This is a genomic window from Lipingzhangella halophila (genome assembly GCF_014203805.1).
In the GTDB taxonomy this organism is placed as follows: domain Bacteria; phylum Actinomycetota; class Actinomycetes; order Streptosporangiales; family Streptosporangiaceae; genus Lipingzhangella; species Lipingzhangella halophila.
Map to the genome: position 1 here is coordinate 3,954,525 of NZ_JACHJT010000001.1, position 20,728 is coordinate 3,975,252.

At 69.0% G+C, this 20,728-nt stretch carries 18 protein-coding genes; 13 read left to right on the plus strand and 5 right to left on the minus strand.

The features are described from left to right. Window positions 1–52 precede the first annotated feature (52 nt). Both F4561_RS18310 and F4561_RS18315 read left to right on the plus strand, forming a co-directional pair. Window positions 53–301 (plus strand): hypothetical protein, encoded by a 249-nt coding sequence (locus F4561_RS18310; protein ID WP_184580625.1) that lies wholly within the window; start codon window positions 53–55, stop codon window positions 299–301. A gap of 146 nt (window positions 302–447) precedes the next feature. Then, window positions 448–612, plus strand: a complete 165-nt coding sequence (locus F4561_RS18315; protein WP_184580626.1) for a hypothetical protein — start codon at window positions 448–450, stop codon at window positions 610–612. 48 nt (window positions 613–660) lie between these two features. On the opposite strand, the gene F4561_RS18320 is transcribed toward F4561_RS18315, so the two are convergent. From F4561_RS18320 to F4561_RS18330, 3 genes are all read right to left on the minus strand, one after another. Next, window positions 661–2,472, minus strand: a complete 1,812-nt coding sequence (locus F4561_RS18320) for a glycoside hydrolase family 15 protein (RefSeq protein WP_184580627.1) — start codon at window positions 2,470–2,472, stop codon at window positions 661–663. Window positions 2,473–2,931: 459 nt separating this feature from the next. After that, a complete protein-coding gene (locus tag F4561_RS18325) occupies window positions 2,932–4,725 on the minus strand; it encodes a thiamine pyrophosphate-requiring protein (RefSeq protein ID WP_184580628.1) in 1,794 nt (597 codons plus the stop codon). A 311-nt stretch (window positions 4,726–5,036) separates the two neighbouring features. Next, window positions 5,037–5,957 (minus strand): haloalkane dehalogenase, encoded by a 921-nt coding sequence (locus tag F4561_RS18330; protein WP_184580629.1) that lies wholly within the window; start codon window positions 5,955–5,957, stop codon window positions 5,037–5,039. Window positions 5,958–6,126: 169 nt separating this feature from the next. Here F4561_RS18330 and F4561_RS18335 point away from each other — a divergent pair, with 169 nt between their 5' ends. The 8 genes from F4561_RS18335 (at window position 6,127) to F4561_RS18370 (ending at window position 15,947) form a co-directional block, all read left to right on the plus strand. Beyond that, a complete protein-coding gene (locus F4561_RS18335) occupies window positions 6,127–6,963 on the plus strand; it encodes a class I SAM-dependent methyltransferase (protein ID WP_184580630.1) in 837 nt (278 codons plus the stop codon). A 416-nt stretch (window positions 6,964–7,379) separates the two neighbouring features. Beyond that, the gene (locus tag F4561_RS18340) at window positions 7,380–9,050 is read left to right on the plus strand and encodes a class I SAM-dependent DNA methyltransferase (protein ID WP_184580631.1); all 1,671 of its coding nucleotides are present in this window, start codon (window positions 7,380–7,382) and stop codon (window positions 9,048–9,050) included. Window positions 9,051–9,725: 675 nt separating this feature from the next. Beyond that, entirely contained in the window at window positions 9,726–10,697 is a 972-nt protein-coding gene (locus F4561_RS18345; protein ID WP_184580632.1) for an alpha/beta hydrolase, read from the plus strand. 3 nt (window positions 10,698–10,700) lie between these two features. Then, complete coding sequence (locus F4561_RS18350; RefSeq protein WP_184580633.1) at window positions 10,701–11,732, plus strand: ATP-binding cassette domain-containing protein; 1,032 nt, start codon at window positions 10,701–10,703, stop codon at window positions 11,730–11,732. Between the two features lie 40 nt (window positions 11,733–11,772). Next, window positions 11,773–12,597: an ABC transporter permease gene (locus tag F4561_RS18355; protein WP_246437226.1), complete on the plus strand. Its 825-nt coding sequence runs from the start codon at window positions 11,773–11,775 to the stop codon at window positions 12,595–12,597. A 210-nt stretch (window positions 12,598–12,807) separates the two neighbouring features. After that, window positions 12,808–13,923: a WD40/YVTN/BNR-like repeat-containing protein gene (locus tag F4561_RS18360; protein WP_184580635.1), complete on the plus strand. Its 1,116-nt coding sequence runs from the start codon at window positions 12,808–12,810 to the stop codon at window positions 13,921–13,923. A 345-nt stretch (window positions 13,924–14,268) separates the two neighbouring features. Continuing rightward, the gene (iscB, locus tag F4561_RS18365; RefSeq protein ID WP_312885613.1) at window positions 14,269–15,570 is read left to right on the plus strand and encodes an RNA-guided endonuclease IscB; all 1,302 of its coding nucleotides are present in this window, start codon (window positions 14,269–14,271) and stop codon (window positions 15,568–15,570) included. A 23-nt stretch (window positions 15,571–15,593) separates the two neighbouring features. Next, window positions 15,594–15,947, plus strand: a complete 354-nt coding sequence (locus tag F4561_RS18370; protein ID WP_246437227.1) for a MoaD/ThiS family protein — start codon at window positions 15,594–15,596, stop codon at window positions 15,945–15,947. A gap of 183 nt (window positions 15,948–16,130) precedes the next feature. On the opposite strand, the gene F4561_RS18375 is transcribed toward F4561_RS18370, so the two are convergent. Beyond that, on the minus strand, window positions 16,131–16,619 hold the full coding sequence (locus F4561_RS18375; protein ID WP_312885357.1) for a MarR family winged helix-turn-helix transcriptional regulator: 489 nt from the start codon (window positions 16,617–16,619) through the stop codon (window positions 16,131–16,133). A gap of 112 nt (window positions 16,620–16,731) precedes the next feature. Here F4561_RS18375 and F4561_RS18380 point away from each other — a divergent pair, with 112 nt between their 5' ends. Continuing rightward, a complete protein-coding gene (locus F4561_RS18380) occupies window positions 16,732–17,313 on the plus strand; it encodes a hypothetical protein (protein WP_184580638.1) in 582 nt (193 codons plus the stop codon). A 27-nt stretch (window positions 17,314–17,340) separates the two neighbouring features. Here F4561_RS18380 and F4561_RS18385 read toward each other — a convergent pair whose 3' ends face one another. Then, the gene (locus F4561_RS18385) at window positions 17,341–18,432 is read right to left on the minus strand and encodes a tetratricopeptide repeat protein (RefSeq protein ID WP_184580639.1); all 1,092 of its coding nucleotides are present in this window, start codon (window positions 18,430–18,432) and stop codon (window positions 17,341–17,343) included. Between the two features lie 347 nt (window positions 18,433–18,779). Here F4561_RS18385 and F4561_RS18390 point away from each other — a divergent pair, with 347 nt between their 5' ends. Together F4561_RS18390 and F4561_RS18395 are read left to right on the plus strand one after the other, a co-directional pair. Beyond that, window positions 18,780–20,582, plus strand: coding sequence for a hypothetical protein (locus F4561_RS18390; RefSeq protein WP_184580640.1), 1,803 nt, complete (start codon window positions 18,780–18,782; stop codon window positions 20,580–20,582). Further along, window positions 20,576–20,728, plus strand: coding sequence for a hypothetical protein (locus tag F4561_RS18395; protein ID WP_184580641.1), 153 nt, complete (start codon window positions 20,576–20,578; stop codon window positions 20,726–20,728). Before F4561_RS18390 ends, F4561_RS18395 begins: the two co-directional genes overlap by 7 nt.

The window sequence follows — 20,728 nt, forward strand, 5'->3', positions numbered from 1 at the left end:
TACGCCGCTCTCTCTCGACCCCGTCGAGCACAACACCAGCCTCGTCGACTTCATGGACGTCTCGCTCGTCGTGGCCGGCATCGCGGTCGCCGCCTTCGCCGCCGCCCAGGTCGGCAACGAGTTCCAGCGACGCACGGTCGGCCTGGACTACCTCGCTGTCCCGACTCGTGTCCCAGCGCTGGTCGCCAAGCTCGCGTCCTACGCCGTCATCGCCGCCATGCTCGGCTTCCTGGCCGTCCTGGTGGCCCAGGCGGTGGTCACTCCGCTCGCCATCGGAAGGGCGTCCCCGCCGGCAGCATAGGTGAAGCGGCTGCTCGCGTCGCAGCGGTCACCGCGGCGAGCGCGCTCCTGGGCGCGATCGGTGCTGGCGTCGGCATCCTCGTCCCGCACCCGGCGGTCGCCGTCGGCGCCATCATCGCCTGGCAGTTCGCCGAAGGAGTCCTCGGCATGGCTCTCGGCATCGCCGACTACCTCCCCATCGGCCTCCTCACCACCGTCGCCCACCTCGGCGGAACCGTCCCCCTCCCGATCGCCTTCGCCTGCCTCATCGGATACACCGCAGTCACCGGAGGTATCGCACTCCTGGCCGGAAGAAAACGCGACCTCACCTGAGGCCCCTCGGCTTCCAGGGAGTCCACCGTCCCGTATGGCCACCGGCTGTCAGCCTTTCCACCCCTCCGAACGCTCCTGGACGGGACCGTCCGGGAGCTGGAGATGGAGCGCGGTATTGATCAGGGCGATGTGCGAGAGTGCCTGGGGAAAGTTGCCGGCCATCCGCTGGGCGGACTGGTCGTACTCCTCCGCCAGCAGCCCGACGTCGTTGCGAAGCTCAAGGAGGCGTTCGAACAGCTTCCGCCCCTCCTCGCGGCGTCCCTGCAGGATGAGGTTGTCGGCGAGCCAGAAGGTGCAGGACAGAAACGCGCCCTCACCCGGCGGCAGGCCGTCCACCTCCCTGGTGCGTTCGTCCATCTGGTAGCGGTGGACAAAACCGTCGTGACACAGCTCCCGCTGTATGGCCGCGGTCGTGCCCCGCATCCGCTCGTCGGTCGCCGGCAGAAAACCCACTGTGCTCATCTGCAGCAGCGCCGCGTCCGGCTTTGCGGCGCCGTAGTAGTGCGTGAACGTCTGGCGTTCGGCGTTGTAGCCCCTCTGGCACACGTCCCGGAAGATCTCCCGTCGCAGTTGCCGCCACCTCTCCACCGGGCCTTCCAGGCCGAACTCCGTGGCCCCCCTGATACACCGGTCCACGGCGGTCCAGGCCATCACCTTGGAATGGGTGAAATGGCGCCGGGGCCCGCGCACCTCCCAGATTCCGTTGTCGGGTTCCCGCCAGCGCGACTCCAGGAAGTCCATCAGGCCGCGCTGCAGCTCCCACGCCGACGGGTCGGGCGGGATACCGTACTCGCGGGCGTGGTGCAGGGCGTCCATGAGCTCCCCGTAGACGTCGAGCTGCCACTGGCGGGAGGCGTCGTTGCCGATCCGCACCGGCCACGAGCCGGCGTAGCCGGGCAGCCAGTCCAGGTGAAGCTCGGGAATGCGGCGCTCCCCCTCGACTCCGTGCACGATTCGCATCTGCTCAGGCTCCCCCGCCACCGCGCGCAGCAGCCATTCCCGCCATGCCTTCGCTTCCTGCACGTAGCCGGAGTCCAGGAGCGCGAGCAGGGTGAACGTGGCGTCACGGATCCAGCAGTACCGGTAGTCCCAGTTGCGCTGCCCGCCGAGTTGTTCGGGCAGGGAGGTGGTGGGAGCGGCGATGATGCCGCCGCTCGGCGAGTAGGTGAGGGCTTTCAGCGTGATCAGGGCCCGCACGACCGCCTCGCGGTAGTCGCCGCGGTATGTGCAGTGGCTGGCCCACTCCCGCCACCACGTGTCAGTGCGCTCGATGGCCTCGCCAACGCGCGGGAGGGGCGGCGAGGGTGCGCGGGGAGCGACCCAGGAGAGGTGGAAGTCCGCGACCTGCCCCTCCGCCACGGTGAACTCGGCGATCGGGTGTGCCGGGTCGTTGATGTGGAATTCGACGTCGGAGTCGAGGTAGAAGGTGTCCGGCCCGGCGATCATGTGCAGCCGGTAGCCGTACTTGTGCGTCCACGGAATGATCGAACCGTAGTCGAGTCGCACACACGCTTCGGAGCGCACGCGCGTTCTGCCCTCGATGCCCTCCACACGCCGCACCAGGTCGGTTTGCTCGTCCCGGAGCGGCATGCAGTCGGTAACCCGGATCGTCCCCTCGTCGTTGGTTAGCTCGGTCTCCAGCACGAGGCTGTCGGGACGGTAGCGCCGCGCGTGCAGCCGGTGCTCCCCCACTGGGGCCATCGTCCAGTGGCCGTTCTCGGGCCCGCCGAGCAGGGCGGCGAAGCAGGCGCCGGAATCGAAGCGGGGAAGGCACAGCCAGTCGATACTGGCGTCGGCACCGACCAGTGCGGCGGTCTGGGTGTCACCAATCAGCGCGTAGTCCTCGATAAGCGAAGCCATGCGTCGCACTCCTCATCAACGGCGGGGGAGACGAACCAGGCCGGCGGCCGTTCCCGCGGCTCCGGCGACGCAGAGAGCCCCGAGCAGCGCGGCGCGCTGGGGAACCCGCGTTCGCGCGTTCGTGGCCGACGCGCGGCCGTTGAAGGAGCCGCGCGCCGAAGTCACGGCCGTCGGCGCTTGCCGCCGCTGGCCCGGTGACCACCACGACGCGAACTTCCGTCCGCACTGCTCTCTCCCTCAACGGCGGCCGCGGTTTCGGCGCGCGGCTGTAGCGTTCTCGCGCCCGCTACCCGGTGCATGGCCGAAGATGCTCGTAACTCCGGCGTGTGAAGGGCTCCTCTCCGGTCCGGGGCGCGGGTGTACGCCTTCTCGGGGAGAACCCCCGGGGATTCCCGCGGCCTCGCGGCTGGGGCCGTCGATGGCCCCGCGCTCGAAGCAGTTCCGCGAGGGCCCGTGGCCTCAACCGCGGCTGCCTCCGGGCAGGAACTCTTGGGCCTTGATGCGGGTGCCCTGGTTGAGTACGGCCCAGGCCTCGGGGTCGCCCTTGAGTAGCGAGGAGACCATGGACTCGATCTGGTCCAGGGTCGCGTGCGGCGGGATCGGCGGAACGGTGGGATCGGTGACGAACTCGACCAGGCACGGGCCCGGGGCCTCCAGGGCGCGGTGCCAGGCGCCGTTGATCTGGTCGGGCTGGTCGACCTTGAGGGCGGTGAACCCCAGGCTCTCCGCGAAGCGCGCGTAGGGGATCTCGGGGATGCGTTGGGAAGGCACGAACTGCGGCGCGCCGCTCATCGCTCGCATCTCCCAGGTGACCTGGTTGAGGTCGCCGTTGTTGAGCACGGCCACCACCACACGCGGATCCGGCCACTGCTCGGCGTAGTGGGCGAGGGTGATCAGCTCGTTGATGCCGTTCATCTGCATCGCGCCATCACCCGCGAACGCGATGACCGGGCGGTCGGGGTGGGCGAACTTCGCCCCGGTGGCATAGGGCAGGGCGCATCCCATCGTGGCCAGCGTGCCGGAGAGCGAGCCGCGCATCTGGCCGCGGAACTGGAGATAGCGGGCATACCAGTTGGTCACTGAGCCGGAGTCGCACGTCAGCACGGCGTCCTCAGGCAGCATCGGCGACAGCTCGTGGAACACCCGCTCGGGATTGATCGGGTCGGCCTCCACCCCGGCGCGCCGCTGCAGGACCTCCCGCCACCGGTCCACGTTGTCCTCGATCTTCTCGCGCCAGGACCGGTCCTGCTTGCGCTCCAGCCGCGGCAGCAGCGCCCGCAGAGTCTCGCGGGCGTCGCCCAGCAGGTTCACCTCGAAGGGGTAGCGCAACCCGAGCATCGTGGGATCGATATCGATCTGCACCGCCCGCGCCTGGTCGTACTCCGGCAGGAACTGGCTGTAGGGGAAACCGGAACCGATCATCAGCAGCGTGTCGCAGTCGCGCATCAGCTCATAGGAGGGCCTGGTGCCCAACAGTCCGCTGGCCCCGGTCACATAGGGCAGCTCATCGGAGAGCACGTCCTTGCCCAGCAGCGCCTTGGAAACCCCGGCCCCCAGCACGTCGGCGACCTCGCTGACCTCGATGGCCGCGTGGCGGGCCCCCTGGCCGACCATGATCGCCACCCGCTCGCCGGCGTTAAGCACCTCGGCGGCACGGTCCAGCTCCTCATCGGGCGGCGTCGGCCCGCCACGGGCCGGATCCGAGCTTCCCGGCACCATCTTGAACTCGTGGGCCGGCGGCGAGTAGTCCAGCTCCTGCACATCAGCCGGGATGATCAGCGCGGTAACCGTGCGGCGGCTCATGGCCACCCGCATGGCGCGGTCGAGCACGTTGGGCAACTGCTCGGGAACGTTCACCACCTCCACGAAGTCGGCGGCAACGTCCTTGTACAACGCGTGCAGGTCCACCTCCTGCTGCATGGAGCCGCCCATGGCGCTGCGATCGGTCTGGCCGACGATGGCGACCACCGGAACGTGGTCCAGCTTGGCGTCGTAGAGACCATTGAGCAGGTGGATGGCGCCCGGTCCCGACGTCGCGGCGCACACCCCGACTTTGCCGGAGAACTTCGCGTACCCGGTGGCCTCGAACGCCGCCAACTCCTCATGCCGGGACTGGACGAACGTCGGCTCATCATCGGCGCGCTGCCAGGCAGCCAGTAGCCCATTGATGCCATCACCGGCATAGGAGAAAACCCGCTCAACGCCCCATTCACGCAACCGGCCCAACAGGTGATCCGAAACCTTCTCAGCCATAACCACTCCTTACTCCGCGCGGGTGAACGGGGCCGGGTGCGGGTGACCCGAGCCGCCGCTACCCGACGCGGCGATGGCGAAACGACGGTGGTCGGCGGGCTATGGGCGGTCGGACGCGGAGCGGTCGATGAGGGCGGGTCCCACGTTCCCGTCGAAGACGCGGCGCAGGTACGCCGGGGATTCGGTGCTGACCGGGAACCTCGGGAATGCCGCGGAAACCCCCCTCGAACGGCAACCGCACGGACAGACACCGAAGGCTCAGCCGGCCGGGAGCGCTGGGCGGTGCCGGAGTTGCCGGTGCGCGGAGAAGATCAGGCGGGACGCCGCACGGTGGAGACGAACTCGGCCACGATCCGGCCGAGTCGTTCCCCCGCGTCCTCCTGCAGGAAGTGGCCCCCGCCGGGCACGGTTGGATGGTCGAGACCCGCGGCGCCGGGGATGGTGCGGCGCAGGACAGGGCCCATCGGGCCGGTGATCGGGTCGCCGTCGCTGAATGCCGTGAGAAAGGGGGTTCCACTGCGGCTCAGCGCGTCCCAGGCCGACCGGTTGGCCCGGGTGGCCGGGTCGTCCGGCTTGGTCGGTACCAGGCGCGGCATCGCGCGCGGGCCGGCCTTGTACTCCTCGGTGGGAAACGGCGCGTCATAGGCCGCGCACACTTCGGGGTCCAGCGGGGCGCGGCAGCCGCTCTGCACGAGTCGGCCGATGTCCAGGTTCTCGGAGCGTTCGACGGTGTGGCGGAACTGCCACCACACTTCGGGCATGTCATGGTCGCCGGTGGGCAGACCGGTGTTCGCGGCGACAGTCCCGGCGAAACGGTCCGGGTGCTCGGCGAGGAGGCGCAGCCCGATCAGCCCGCCCCAGTCCTGCCCAACCAGCGTGACCCGGCGCAGATCGAGTTCATCGAAGGCCAGCGCGCGCACCCATTCGACGTGGCGCGCGTAGCTGTGGTCCGAGAGCTCGCCCGGTTTGTCCGACCGGCCGAAGCCGACAAGGTCGGGGACGACCGCGCGGATTCCGGCCTCGGCCAGCACCGGCATGAGCTTGCGGTAGAGAAACGACCAGCTCGGCTCCCCGTGCAGCAACAGCGCGACCGGGCCGTCAGCGGGACCGTCGACCACGTAGGCCATGCGCAGGGCGCCGCCGTCCTGGTCCGGAACCTCGGCGTAGTGCGGCCGGTAGCCGAAGCCGGGAAGCTCGGTGAAACGCTCGTCAGGCGTCCGCAAGACACGCATGGTCGGACCCTACAAAGTGGCGGGCCGGGCGTCCACGTACGGAACGCGGAAACAGGCCGGCGCGCCAGGCGGATCCGCCGTGGCGCGGCGCCAACCCGAACACGCGGGCCTGGGAGACCACCGCCCCATGTCGAGCACGCCCGGAATTGGTAACGGTTATCATTGCAAAATGTCTCAGACGCACGAAGGCGACAACACCCTCAGGCGCGGATTCGACACCGCCGCGGCCGACTTCACCTCGTTGGGCGAGTACCTGTGGGAACCCATCGGAAATGCGATAGCCGCGACGACGTCTCCCCAACCCGGTGAACGTGTCCTGGACGCATGCTGCGGAACAGGTGCCTCAGCCATTCCCGCGGCACAGTTGGTGGGGGCCAACGGGCTCGTGGACGCTGTTGACGTCTCCGGCCCGATGATCACCGAACTGCGCGCCCGCGCAGCGCAACTGCCCCAACTGCGCGCGCACCACCGCGACATCACGGCCTGGGACGGCGGCGACCCGACCGGCTACGACGTCGTGCAATCCGGCCTGGGAATCTTCTTCCTCCCGGATATGACGGCCGGCACCGAATCCTTGGTCGCGATGGCGCGTCCCGGCGGACGCGCCGCCTTCGCCATCTGGCGAGGCGACGCGATGGCGGCCGCCGGCCGCCACCTGAACCGCGCGGTGGCCGCGGTCACCGGCGGGGAGGAAGCCCCACCCAGAAAGCCCCACCTGATCGACCGGATCAACCAGGCCGACGGGTTCGCCCGGTGGTTGGGGCAACGCGGCCTGTCCGATGTGCAGGTCGCCGTCAACGAGCGAAGCCTGCCAATGACACCCGAACTCGCCTGGCTGGTGATCCTCGGCTCCGGCTTCCGCGGGGCACTGGCACAACTCCCCGCCAGCGCCGTCGCCTCAGTGCGCGAACGCTACCTAACACTGCTCAGCGAAGAAGGCACCGACACCCTGGACGCCACCACCCTGATCGGCTCCGGCACAACACCAACGCCCCCGCACCGGTGACGGAGCCAGCAAAAGGCGAAGACGGCACCGGGGCTCCCTCAGGGGACGGTTGACCAGGACAGCAGGTCAGAGGGGCTTCGGAAGTGAATCGAGGTCGCAGGGCCGATGCAGGACGACGAATTCGCGCACAGCGTCAAGCGGAGCTTTCGACGGCGTGGCCGTTGGGCACCCCGGACCAGGAGAACGAGGGCGTACGGTTGGTTTTTCGACAACCCCGGTTATCAGTCCCCGCTTCACTGGACTCCTCTCTGCTTCTACAGTGGCCGCGTCCCCGCTGGGCGAGGAGCGACCGGATGACCGGCGCGCCCCCGTGGTGACGCCGCCCGGCGGCCTGGTGCGCCCGGTGCCCGACCGCCCCGCGGCTCCTGCCCGGTCGGGCATGGGAAGACACCGAGAAGGAACCAGAGATACAGCACATGCCGCCACGCAAGCGATCGGCGACGGACCACGCCGGACCCTCCGGTGCCTCCAGTCCCAAGGAGATCCAGGCCATCCTGTGGAAGGCCGCCGACCAGCTGCGCGGCTCCATGGACGCCGCGCAGTACAAGGAGTTCGTACTCGGCCTCGTCTTCCTCAAGTACGTCTCCGACTCCTTCGAAGAGCGCCAGCGCCGGATCCTCGTCGAGCTGGAGGAAGACGGGGTCCCCGCACACCGCCGGCACCTCTTCCTGGCTGACGGGGACTCCCACACCGGAGAGAACGTCTTCTGGGTACCCGAACAGGCGCGGTGGGGCCATATCGCCGGGAACGCCGCGAGCGCGGTGGGCGGCGTCGGCAAGCTCGTCGACGACGCGATGGGCGCGGTGATGGCGGAGAACAGGGCGCTGCGGGGTGTCCTGCCGCAGATCTTCAACCGCGGCAACGTCGACCAGAAACGGCTGAAAGGACTCGTCGACCTCATCAGCGACGCCCGCTTCGCCGGCCGCGGAAACAAGAGCGCGCAGGACGTGCTGGGCGAGACCTACGAGTACTTCCTGGAGCAGTTCGCCCGGGCGGAGGGCAAGAAGGCCGGCGAGTTCTACACGCCGAAGAGCGTCGTCCAACTGCTGGTGGAGATCCTGGAGCCGTACCAGGGGCGGGTCTACGACCCGTGCTGCGGTTCGGGCGGCATGTTCGTGCAGGCCGGCAAGTTCATCGAGGCTCATGCGGGGCGCGAGCACACGCACGGCATCGCGGTCTACGGCCAGGAGTCGAACGAGCGCACGTGGCGCCTGGCCAAGATGAACCTGGCCATCCACGGAATGGACCCCGATGGCGTGGGCGCACGATGGGCGGACACCTTCGCCGACGATAAGCAGCCCGGCCTCAAGGCCGACTTCGTAATGGCGAATCCGCCGTTCAACCTGCATCCGTGGGAACGGCGGACCGATGATCCGCGGTGGAGGTTCGGCGTTCCCCCCGCGGGCAACGCCAACTTCGCCTGGCTGCAGCACATCATCTCGAAGATGGGCGAACGCGGTGCCGCGGGCGTGGTGCTCGCCAACGGGTCGATGTCCTCGCGGCAGTCGGGTGAGGGCGAGATCCGCAAGGCGATCGTGCACGCGGATCTCGTGGCGTGCATGGTGGCGCTGCCGGGGAACCTGTTTCGGACGACGGCGATTCCGGCGTGCCTGTGGTTCCTGGCCAAGGACAAAGGGCCCCAGGGGGCGGCAGCGCAGAAGGATCGGCGCGGAGAGGTGCTGTTCATCGACGCCCGGGAGATGGGCGAGATGGTCAGCCGAACGGAGCGGGTGTTGCCGGCCGCGGACTTGGCACGGATCGCCGACACCTTCCATGCCTGGCGCGGGACCAGGTCCGCAAGGGACAAGGGATTGGCATACGAGGACGTGCCCGGCTTCGCGCGCTCGGTGAAGCTCCAGGAGATCGGGCAACACGACCACATCCTCACGCCGGGGCGTTACGTCGGAGCCGCTGAGGAGGACGATGCCCCGGACGCCGAGCCGGCCGGCGAAAAGATTGCGCGGCTGACAAAGGAACTGTTCGAGAACTTCGAAGAATCGCAGCGCCTTGAAGATTCCGTACGTGAGAAGCTCGGGAAGATAGAACGAGGATCTCCCTTATCGTCGTCTTGGACAGCCAATAGCTGACTGAGATGGTCAGGTGCCGCGTGAACGTCGTTCCCCTGCGACGCCCGCATTAGTGCGGCGGTCGTCCCGGACCGAGCTGAGTAGAAGGACGCTCATGCCGAACAACAGCACGCCCAATGGGACGTGCATGGTCTTCACTTCCGCGATGCCCAGCAAAATCCGCGCCAGCGTGAGCCCGAAGATCCCGACCGCGTACAGGACGGATCCGGGCGAGCCGCCGCCCTGCCGCCATCAGCGCGGCTCAGGGGCTCGGGACTGCCGGAGGATGCTCGCTGTCCCCAGCGCGATGATCGTCGGGAACCCCGCGGCTCACCCCTGTCCCTCTTGCGGGTGACCGTTCCGGCTCATCCTTCGTGGTGACGCGCGGCAACGACGCCCCGCGGCTTTTCCACCATGGCCGGACGGCTCCCCGTGAACAGCCGCCAAGACGGCTGGGGGTCAATCCGCGGCCTCCGCGCGCGGGCGCGGCTGGCGCTCATCGGCGTTCCGCACGCGCTGCCGCCAACCGACCCCCCGGCCAGCACCACCGCTGCGGCACACAACCAGTGATGGTAGGGCTTTCCCGACCTCCGAGACGCGGGTTAGCACCATCGCCCACCGCGCGATAGAACCGACAGGCTAGTCAGGACGCGTTTCCACCGCAGCCTCTATGTCTGCCCGTTTTGTAGGAGTCCGATGACCGCGGCACACTCCCCGAGCGAGCCGGACGATGCCCGAGAACACCCCGTCGGGGTTACCGTCCCCTCGGCTCAGCGGCCCGCAGTCGCACCGGCCCCACCTGTACCCGAGCCGTACGCGGACCGGTCGCTCCGGGCCCGTGCCCAGCTCCAGCCGCTCGACTACCGGCTACACGAGCGCGACGGTTCCTGGTTGCTCGCCTATGACGAGCAGGATGACGGACGGATCGTGGAGGTTCTGGGCGACCTGAACACGGCCGAGCACATCGCGGTGGTTGTGCCGGGCAACGACCACACGCTGCGCAACTACTTCGAGGAGACCAGCCCGGCCGCACCACGCGGCAACGGGCAGCGGCTGCTGCAGGTCATGCACGCGTTGTATCCCGATGCGCGGTGCGCCGTTGTGGTGTGGGTGGGCTACCGGCCTCCCGCGGGGTTCGTCGAGGCGTCGCGGAGGGGAGTGGCGAGGGCGGGCGCCGCCGACCTCGCCGCGCTGACCCGGATCCTGCCGCCGGCGGCGCACGTGACCCTGGTGGGCCACAGCTACGGCGCTGTGGTGTGCGCTCTCGCCCTCGCGGAGGGACGGGTCGACGACCTGGTGTCGTTGGCCAGCCCGGGCCTGGGTGTCCGCCGGGCCAGGCAACTGAGCTTCGCCGGCCGGGTGTGGGCGGCGCAGTGCGAGTCCGACTGGATGCGGTTCTTCCCCAACGTTCGGATCGCCGGCTTCGGACACGGTGTCTCGCCCGCGCACCCCCGGTTCGGAGCAAGGATCTTCGCCACTGGCACCGCGGAAGGACACTGCGACTACTACCGGGCCGAGGAGTCGGTGTCCAACATCGCGCGCATAGTCCTCGGCCGTCACGACCTCGTCACCCCGGACTCCCGGCACCACCAGCCGTGGTCCGCGGGCGGGACGAGCTGGGGCAGACTGGGCCCGCAGTCGGGTTACGCCAGCGAGAGGAGCCGGTAGGCCTTGACCCCCGCATTCGGCCCATCCCAACCGGCGGTGTTGGCGGAAGGGCTACACAAGCGCTATGGGGGCCCGAGTGGCACACCTGTTCTTGACGGGTTCGACCTGACCGTCGCTCCCGGCACGGTCCACGGCCTGCTCGGCCCCAACGGTGCCGGCAAGACCACCGCAGTCCGCATTCTCGCCACCCTTCTCACCGCCGATGGCGGCCGCGCCGAGGTCGCCGGCTACGACGTGGCGCGGCAGCCCGCCCAGGTCCGGACCCGCATCGGGCTGGTGGGCCAGCACGCCGCGGTCGACGAGTTCCTCACCGGGCGCCAGAACCTGGAGATGTTCGGCCGCCTGTACCACCTCGGTGTGCGCAAGGCGAAACGACGCGCTGCCGAGCTGCTGGAACGGTTCGGTCTCACCGAGGCGGCGAACCGCCCGCTGCGTCACTACTCCGGCGGTATGCGCCGGCGCCTGGACCTGGCCGCCAGCCTGATTCTCGCCCCGGCGGTGCTGTTTCTGGACGAGCCCACGACCGGGCTGGACCCGCACAGCCGCAACGAGCTCTGGCAGGCGGTGCGTTCTCTGGCCGCTTCGGGCACTACCGTCCTGCTCACCACGCAGTACCTGGATGAGGCCGACCAGCTCGCCGACCAGATCTCGATCCTGGCTCCCAGCGGCCCCGAAGGCGGACGGGTGATCGCGGAGGGCACCCAGGAGGACCTCAAGGCCCGCATCGGGACCGACCGGATCGAGATCATCGTCGCGACCGCCGAACAGGTGGAGCTCACCGCGCGGACCGCGGCCAACGTGGCAGGCGCCGGCCTGGAGTTGGACGTCGCCGACCGGCGCGTCTCGGTTCCGGTGGCCGAACGGGTGAGCGCCCTGGCCGAGCTGGTGCGCCGCCTGGACGAAGCCGACGTGAAGGTGGAGGACATCGCGATGCGCCGGCCCACCCTTGATGACGCGTTCTTGAGTCTCACCGGCCGCCGCGTGGCCGCGGCCGAGAGTGACGTCGGCAGCGCCGGGTCAGGGCGACTGGAATGAACGTATCCGGGGGTTACGAGTGCTGTTGACAGTAAGCAGTTTGAGGGCACGGGTGCGCGCGGGGGCCGGGCGCACCGGTTGGGCCGTCGCCGATGCATGGGTCATCGGCCGCCGTTACCTCTTCCACCTGTTGCGCAAACCTGACGAGATCGCCGGCACCCTCGTGATTCCGGTGCTGGCGGTGCTGCTGTTCGGGTTCGTCTTCGGCGAGGCGATGGGCGCGGCCATGGAGGTGCCCGGTGGCGACTACCGGGAGTTCCTCATGCCTGGCCTGTTCGCGTTGACCATGGCCTTCGGCATCGGCAACACCACCATCGCGGTGGTCACCGACGCGAGTCGTGGCGTGATCGACCGTTTCCGGTCTATGCCCATAGCGTCGGCGACGCTGTTGGCCGGGCGCGGCATCGCCGACGTGCTCGCTGCCGTGGTCGACCTGGCCCTGCTGGTCGTCATGGGCCTGTTGGTCGGCTGGCGGTGGCACAACGGGCTGGACCAGTTCCTGCTCGCACTCGGGCTGCTGCTGCTCCTGCGGATGGCTTTCACCTGGATCGGGATCTACCTGGGCCTGCTGGTGCGCAGCCCGGAGGCGGCGATGAAGTTCTTCTCGCTGGTGTTCCCGCTGGCGATGGTCGCCGACACGTTCGTGCCGACCGAGCTGATGCCGTCCTGGCTGGCGCCGCTCGCCGCCTGGAACCCGTTGTCCTCCACGGTCATCGCCGTGCGCGAGCTGTTCGGCAACCCGAGCATGCCAAGCGACACCTGGATCGGACAGAACGCCATGCTGATGGCGGTGCTGTGGCCGCTGCTGATCGTGGCCGTCTTCGCGCCGCTCGCGGTGCGGCGGTACCGCCGACTCGACGGGTAGCGCACCGGCGCAGGCCGCTGCCGTCGTCGACAGCCGGTGCGCCCGGCCCACCGCCGGCCGCACGGGCGAAGCCGGACGGGAACCGCCTTTCCGCCGCTCATGGGCAAAGGAACCGCAAATTGTGGGTACGCGCGGTTACTCTGCCCATCCGAGCTGGTCTATCCAGAGAAGACCACTCGTCACCGAGCGCACGAAGGCGGGGTACCGAAGATGGACGCAGTACGGGTACTGGTGGGCACGCGCAAGGGCGCGTTCATCCTCACCTCCGATGCCAGTCGCCGCGAATGGAACGTATCGGGGCCCTTTTTCGGGGGCTGGGAGGTCTACCATCTCACCGGAAGCCCCGCTGATCCGGCCCGGCTGTACGCGGCGCCGTCCATGGCCTGGTTCGGCCAGGTCGTACAGCGCTCCGACGACGGCGGAGCGACCTGGGAGCCCGTGGGCAACAAGTTCGCCTACGAGGGGACCACCGGAACGCATCAGTGGTACGACGGCACCCCGCACCCCTGGGAGTTCGCGCGGGTCTGGCACTTCGAGCCGTCAGCCGGCGATCCCGACACCGTCTACGCCGGGGTCGAGGACGCGGCCCTGTTCCGCACCACCGACGGCGGACACACGTGGCACGAGCTCCCCGGGCTGCGGCAGCACACCACCGCCTCGGGGTGGATGCCCGGAGCGGGCGGGCTCTGCCTGCATTCGATCCTGCTCGATCCACGGGGCAACGGCAGAATCTACACCGCCATCTCCGCCGCGGGGGTGTTCCGCAGCGACGACGGCGGACAGACCTGGCAGGCGGCCAACCGCGGGCTCCTCACCGACGGAATCCCCGACCCCGATGCCGAATCCGGGCACTGCGTGCACCGCCTCGCGATGCACCCCTCGCGTCCCGACGTGCTGTTCATGCAGAAGCACTGGGATGTCATGCGCAGCGACGACGGGGCGGATTCCTGGACGGAGGTCAGCGGGAACCTCCCCACGGACTTCGGGTTCCCCATCGCCGTGCACAGCCACGAACCCGACACCGTCTACGTGGTGCCCATCACCAGCGACTCCCTGCACTATCCGCCGGACGGCCAACTGCGCGTCTACCGCAGCCGCACCGGCGGCCAGGACTGGGAGCCGCTCACGGCGGGGTTGCCGCAGCAGCACTGCTACGTCAACGTGCTGCGCGACGCTATGGCCGTCGACACCCTGGACGAGTGCGGGGTGTACTTCGGCACCACCGGCGGCCAGGTGTACGCCTCCGCCGATGCCGGGGACAACTGGACACCCGTGGTCCAGGACCTTCCGCCGGTGCTGTCAGTGGAAGTACAGACGCTGGCCTGACAGAGGGAGCTGACGTAACGGGTTCCTCCGTCTGAAGGCGGAGGCTTTCACCCCTGGGTGAGGCCCGCCGTTACCAGCACCAGCCACCACGATTGGAGGTGACCAGGTGGCTACGTTTCACACAGGACAGCAGACCCACTCCGGCGTGCTTCCTCAGCGCCGGACTCTGGAATCCGTGTCAGCAGACACTCCCGGAAACAGGGACGAAACGGGGCACGGACGCCGACAGGCATCCGGTGTGGAACATGTGCGAGGGGAGATCCCGGGTGGTTCACCTACTGCCGGGGCGTCACCTCCACCCCTGGGGGTGGGGAGCAGCCCTGTGAGGGGCACCCATACGTGTTCGTGCTTGACCAGCACCACAACCCGTTGCAGCCCTGTCACCCGGCCCGGGCGCGCAAATTGTTGACGAAGGGGCGGGCGCTGGTGCATCGCCGCGTTCCGTTCGTCATCCGCCTCACCGCCCGCACCAGCACAGAGTCTGAGGTCGAGGGGGTCGAGATCGGTATTGACCCCGGGTCGACCCATACCGGGGTCGCGGTATTCACCGAGAGCTCCGGTGAGCGCCGGGGCCGGTTCGCCCTCCAGATCACCCACCGGGGTGGCCAGATCCGGGCCAACCTAGCCAAGCGATCCGCCCACCGCAGGCGCCGCCGGTCAGCCAACCTGCGGTATCGCTCCCCCCGGTTTGCCAACCGCACCCGTTCTGAAGGGTGGCTGGCCCCCAGCCTGGCCCATCGGGTGGAGACCACCCTGACGTGGGTGGAGCGCCTCGCCCGATGGGCACCGCTGCGTCAGGCCCATGTGGAACGGGTCGCCTTCGATGTCCACGCCCTGGCCGCCGGGAAACCCCTAAACGGAGTGGAGTACCAGCAGGGCACCCTGGCCGGTTACGAGGTGCGCGAGTACCTGCTGGCCACATGGAACCGCGCGTGTGCCTACTGCGGCACGTCCGGTGTGCCATTGAATATTGACCACATCCACCCCCGTTCCCAAGGAGGTTCCGGCCGCATCGCCAACCTGGCCCTGGCGTGTGTGGGGTGTAACCAGGCCAAGAGCCACCACCCCATCGAGGAGTTCCTGGCCTGTCAACCCGCCCGGCTGGCGACGATCCTGACCCAGGCCAAGTCTCCGTTGCGGAACGCGGCGGCGGTCAATGCCACCCGGGAGGCACTGTGGCGCGGGCTCAACGCGCGCCTGCCCACCCGGGTGGGATCCGGCGGGCGCACCAAGTACAACCGCACCCGCGCCAGCCTGCCCAAAACCCACACCCAGGACGCCCTAGCGGTCGGGACACTCGACACCATCACCACACACCCGGCGTGGGTGATGGTTGTTGGGTGCACCGGGCGGGGTGGTTATGCCCGCACCCGTTCGGACAGATACGGGTTTCCCCGATTGCGCCTGCCCAGGGTGAAGGCGTTCTTCGGGTTTCAGACCGGCGACCTCGTCCGCGCGGTCGTCCCCACCGGGAAAAAGACCGGCACCTATGTCGGTCGGGTTGCCGTGCGGGCCACCGGAAGTTTCAACATCGCCACCGCCCAGGGCACAGTCCAGGGCATTCGACATAAGCACGTCCGTCTGCTCCAACGGGCGGATGGCTACACCCACACCAGAAAGGAGGAGGGCGTTTCCTCCCCGACCTGAAGGTCGGGGTCTCCACGCCCAACATGACGATGAACGCCGAGACCGCGGATGTTCCGGGCAGTCCGGACGGGCAGCTCCCCGGGATCCGGATCGTACTGCCCTACCACCTGCGCAACCTCGCCAGCGTCACCGGCGAGGTCCTGCTGCGGGTGGAGCCGCCCATCACCCAACGCTCCGTTCTGGACGCTCTGGAGGACCGGTACCCGGCGCTGCAGGGCACGATCCGGGACCACGCCACCCGAAAGCGCCGCGCCTACCTGCGGTTCTTCGCATGTGAGGAGGACCTGTCCCACGACTCCCCCGACGACGAGCTACCGGAGCGAGTCGTCTCCGGCGAGGAACCGTTCCTGATCGTCGGCTCGATGGCCGGTGGCTGAGTCCGCTCATCCCGCCGGTCTCGCCGGGAACGCCGGGAGCGAGGGCTGTTGGGAGCCGGGCTGCCCCGGGGGCTACCGCAGGGCGCCCGCCCCTTCGCCCCCGTTCTCCCGGGGGTGAAGGTGGCGGAGCGGTGCGGCCGCGTTCTCCGGCACGCCGGCGGACGACCCGTTCGGCGCGGCGGGTCACTCGCCGGTACCGGTGGAACTATCGCCGGGTGAACTGAGCCGCCGGGTCTCTGCGTGCAGGATGTCGATCGTGTTGGTGACGTAGTCCGTGATCACGGCGAGTTCGGTGTCGTCGTACCTGGCCACCAGGTCGCCCATCGCCCGTGCCAGCCCGGCGAAGGTATCGGTGAAGTCGGACCGCGTTTCGGGGTCCACCGAGATAAGTATGCGCCGCCGGTCGGCGGGGTCGGGGGTGCGCCGCACGTAGTCCAGGCGGCACAACCGGTCGACGAGCCCGGTGACGGCCCCGGGGGTCAGCCCCGTCAGCTCAGCCAGCGCGCCGGCGGTGAGCGGACCCTCGCGCTCGATCAGCCCGAGCGCGCGGTGGTCGAGCGCCCGCAGTCCCAGGCGCTGCCCGACGGCCTCGTGGAAGAGCACGACCGCGGTGCTCAACCGCCACCCGAGATCGGCGCCCGCTGCGGCCGGGCCGGTGTCTGCGTCACTCACATCTCGATTGTCCCCCAACCAGTGCGCCATGGGATCAGTTTAGACTACTATATATTTTAGTTTAGTAAACTGAATTGTTTCACATGCAGATACTAAGGTCCGGGAGGACACTATGCCGGAGGGCACGACCACCCGCACGCCGCCCGTGCGCATCAACCTGCGCCTGGCTCTGGAGGTCCCGCGCTGGGCGCTGGCCTGCTACATCCACCGCTTCGCCCTGGTGGCGGGTATCTCACTCGTCCCCGCGGCCGAGCGTTTCGCTGTGGCGCTGTGGGGCGACGCGTTGTCGCTGCCGGCGCACATCGCTCTGGAGGTGATCGCCGAGGGTTCGCGGGTGGTGCTGGTCTTCCTCCTCGTCCGCCTCGCCATCCTGAGAGACGAGCGGGTCCTGCGCTGGGAGCACCTGAAGGCCGGGCGCCGCATCCGGGCGTTCCTCAACCGGAGGTGGCCCAGCCTGCTGCTGCAGGGGGCGTTCCTGATCGCGCTCGTCATCGTCTTCGACGTCATTCCCGAGCGGATCGTGCCCCTGTGGATATCCGCCTCAGCGGAGGACCTCTACTGGGCGCTCCTGCTCGCGACCAAGAACGTCACGGTCATCGCCTTCACCCTGATCTGGATGGTCGCAGCGGTCCGCCAAATGCTCATCGAGGGCGGCCGTCTGCTGGAGGAGCCGCCCGAGCCCGACAGGGCGTGAGGAACCAGGACCGTGGGCGCGGCCACCTCATCCCGGCGAGGTCTGGCGGTTTCGCGGAGTCGCGCGCACGCGCTTGAGGCTGTTCTCCGCGCCGGCGTATCCGGCTTCGGTGGCCTTGCGGTACCAGTGCTCGGCCTCGGTCAGTCGGCTGCGCTGTTCGAGGAGCCCGCCGAGGTTGGACATGGCGAGAGCGTTCCCGGCCTCGGCGGCCTTGCGGTACCAGTGCTCGGCCTCCGCGTGCTGGCCCGCCCCGTATAGCAGGCTGCCCAGATTGTTCATACCGACGGCGTTCCCGGCGTTGGCGGCCCGATAGGCCCAGCGTTCGCCTTCGTCGAATCGGCCGCGTTGTTGAAACGAATATCCGAGATCGACCATAGACCTCACGCGCCCGGCCTCGGCCGCACGCCGCAACCACGGTTCGGCCTCCTCGAACGCCCCGCGCTCATTGAGCCGGGCGCCGAGGTTGGACATCCCGACAACGTGCCCGGCCTCGGCGGCCTTTCGGTACCAATACTCAGCATCACCAAGCCGACCACGATTCTCCAGGGAAAACCCGAGGTCGACCATGGCCTTGGTGCGCCCTTTGTCTACCGCACGCCGCAACCACGGTTCGGCCTCCTCGAACGCCCCGCGCTGATTCAGCCGGATACCGAGGTTGGACATCCCGACAACGTGCCCGGCCTCGGCGGCCTTTCGGTACCAATACTCAGCATCACCAAGCCGACCACGATTCTCCAGGGAAAACCCGAGGTCGACCATGGCCTTGGTGCGCCCTTTGTCTACCGCACGCCGCAACCACGGTTCGGCCTCCTCGAACGCCCCGCGCTGATTCAGCCGGATACCAAGATTGAACATCCCGACAACGTGCCCGGCCTCGGCGGCCTTTCGGTACCAATACTCAGCATCACCAAGCCGACCACGCCGCTTGAAGACGAGACCCAGGTCGACCATGGCGCCGGTGTCTCCAGCATCAATGGCTTCGCGGTACCACGTCTCGGCCACATTCTCGAAACCGGCATCGCAGGCCCTGAGCGCGACCTCAACGCGTTCGTCAGTGTCGACCGCGTTATCGAGGGCTTTCCGCCATTCGCGGTCGGAGTTCGACGCGTCTTCGGACATCGGCCCCACTCCTTGTAAGCGCGAGACCCCCACAATAGCGACGACCGTTCTGCTGCCCGCCGGCGAAACCGCGCCGCGGGACGCCGCGGAGCGGCCGAACGCTCAGAGGCACCCGAGCAACGCAACCGGAGAGGGCGGATTCCCGCGCGGCACAGGCGGTAATAAGGCGGCACCGCGGATCAGGCGTGGCTCCTGGCCAGAACCGGCCATCCAGCAAACAGGGGTCCCGATCCATTGGAAAACTGGGGACAGCTTGACCGGGAAGCCCTTAGCCTTCCCGGCACATCCGAGTAGCCGCGAATTATCACCGACCCCCCCAGCCTTGAGCTAGCTAAGAGTAGAGGCCCATGACGGATTCCGATCCCGCGAAGGTCCCTTCATCGCCACCAGGGGTCGGCACCACGGCCCGCGCCGCTGTGTACGGGACTGTGCTGCTGGGTGCCACCGTGGCGATCACGCTGGGAATGCCCGAGGCGCACGGGCTTTCTCCGGGGACCGCTCTGGCGGTCGTCGCGGTCTCGCTCGTGTGGGGGGCGTTGCAGGCGCCGCTGACGGTCCGCTGGGTACGCGCCAAGCGGCTGGCGGAACGGATCCGGCGCCAGCTCGGCTCGTACCAGTCGAGCGACCCGGCGCGCGACACGCGCGAGAGAAAGCGCATACAGGCGGAGGCGGGAGTCTCCGAGTGGTGGGAACTGGAATGGTGTTCCGGGATCGTTCCCGGCGTGCTCATCGCCACCGTCGCCGCGTTCCTCTTGCACGACGGGCCGAACAACTGGTTCGGGACCTGGACGTGGGCCGCTGCCGCGCTTCCCGCGCTGTGGACGATCGGGTCGGCGTCTCGGCACGTGTTGATGGACCGCATAGCCGAAGCGCAGCCGGCCAATAAGCAGGCCCCCGGATTCAACATCATCACGGTCCTCTTCGGTTTCCCGCTCATGCTGGTCCTACCCAGCACCGCGGTGCTGTTCCTCACCGCCAGCGGCGCCGTCCGGTTCATGGTGACGGGGATCGAAACGTACAGGTCCAGAAAAGACCGCGGACGCGAGCTGCGCACGGCCTTACAGACCATCGGCGGGGACGCGGTGGAGCGGCGCGCGGCAGCGGTCGCGGGGTTCCTCGCCGAGGCTTCCCCGCGGCTGGTTCAGCGCGAGCGCGAAGTGGTACTGGCAGAGCTGGAGAGGATCGTCGTGGAACGGCCAGGTCGCGTGATGCGCATCCTTTCCCGGACTCCGCATCTGGCGACCGCGGAGGCGATCACGCCGGTGATCCGATCCTGGGCATGCGGAACCGACGCCTCCGACTTCGACGACGCGTGGGAGGCGTTGGAAACGCTGTGCGGGGGCGCTGCGCCGGCCCACGAGCGTCTGGCGGCCGCCCTGGCCGGGGCCGCCCCGGAACAGGTGTCCGCCGAGTTCCGGCGCAAGGCCGCGGGCCGCATCTTCGGTGACATCGACGCCGACACCGATGCCCACCCCTACCCGGGCGCGCCGGCGTGGAGCCTGCTGGAGACTCTCTCCCCCAACGGCGCCCCGGCGACGCCCGGCGACTGGTGGTGCGCCCTCGCCGAAACCGCCGCCGAACGCGGCGATGTCGGCGAGGCACGGCGCCGTTTCCAGAAGGCGATCTACGGCGGCTGCGATACGGCCAGGTACCGCCTCGCCTACCACGTGGCGCGCGCCGGCCACCGCGCGCTCACCGGCGGCGATCCCGGTACCGCCGTCGGGCTCCTCACCGAGGCGGTGCGGCTGGAGGACGCCCTCGACTACCGGCTGCTGCTTCTCCTCGCCCAGGAGGCGCACGGCGGCGAACCCGGCGCCGCTGCCGACCCGGTCACGACCGCGGACACGCTGGAGCCGTGGTCGGGTGAGGCGTGGACCAGCGCCGCTATGCTGCGGCTCCTCCGCGGCGACACCACGGAAAGCGCCCACCTGCTGCGCGGCGCCGAGGGCCGGCTGCGTGCGGCCAACCCGGAGGCGGCCGGCACGGCTCCGGCTGGGTCGACCGCGTGCCGTTCGACCCCGCGACCGTACTGTCCCGCGTCGTCGACGACCCCGCGGTGCTCTCCGCGGATCCCTCCCTGCCCGAAGACCTCCTCAAGGACCTGGACAACGCGGAGGGCGAGGAGATCGCGGCAATCCGCGCGGTGGTAGCGCACCGCTTGCTGGGCGAGGCCGCGCTGGCCGCCGACGAGCACCGGTTCGACGACGCCGAGGAGCGGATGAACGCCGCTACGCCGCTGTTGGAGCTGGCGGCGCAGCAGCCCGCCCCGGCCCAGCAGCCGACGGTACGGGGGTGA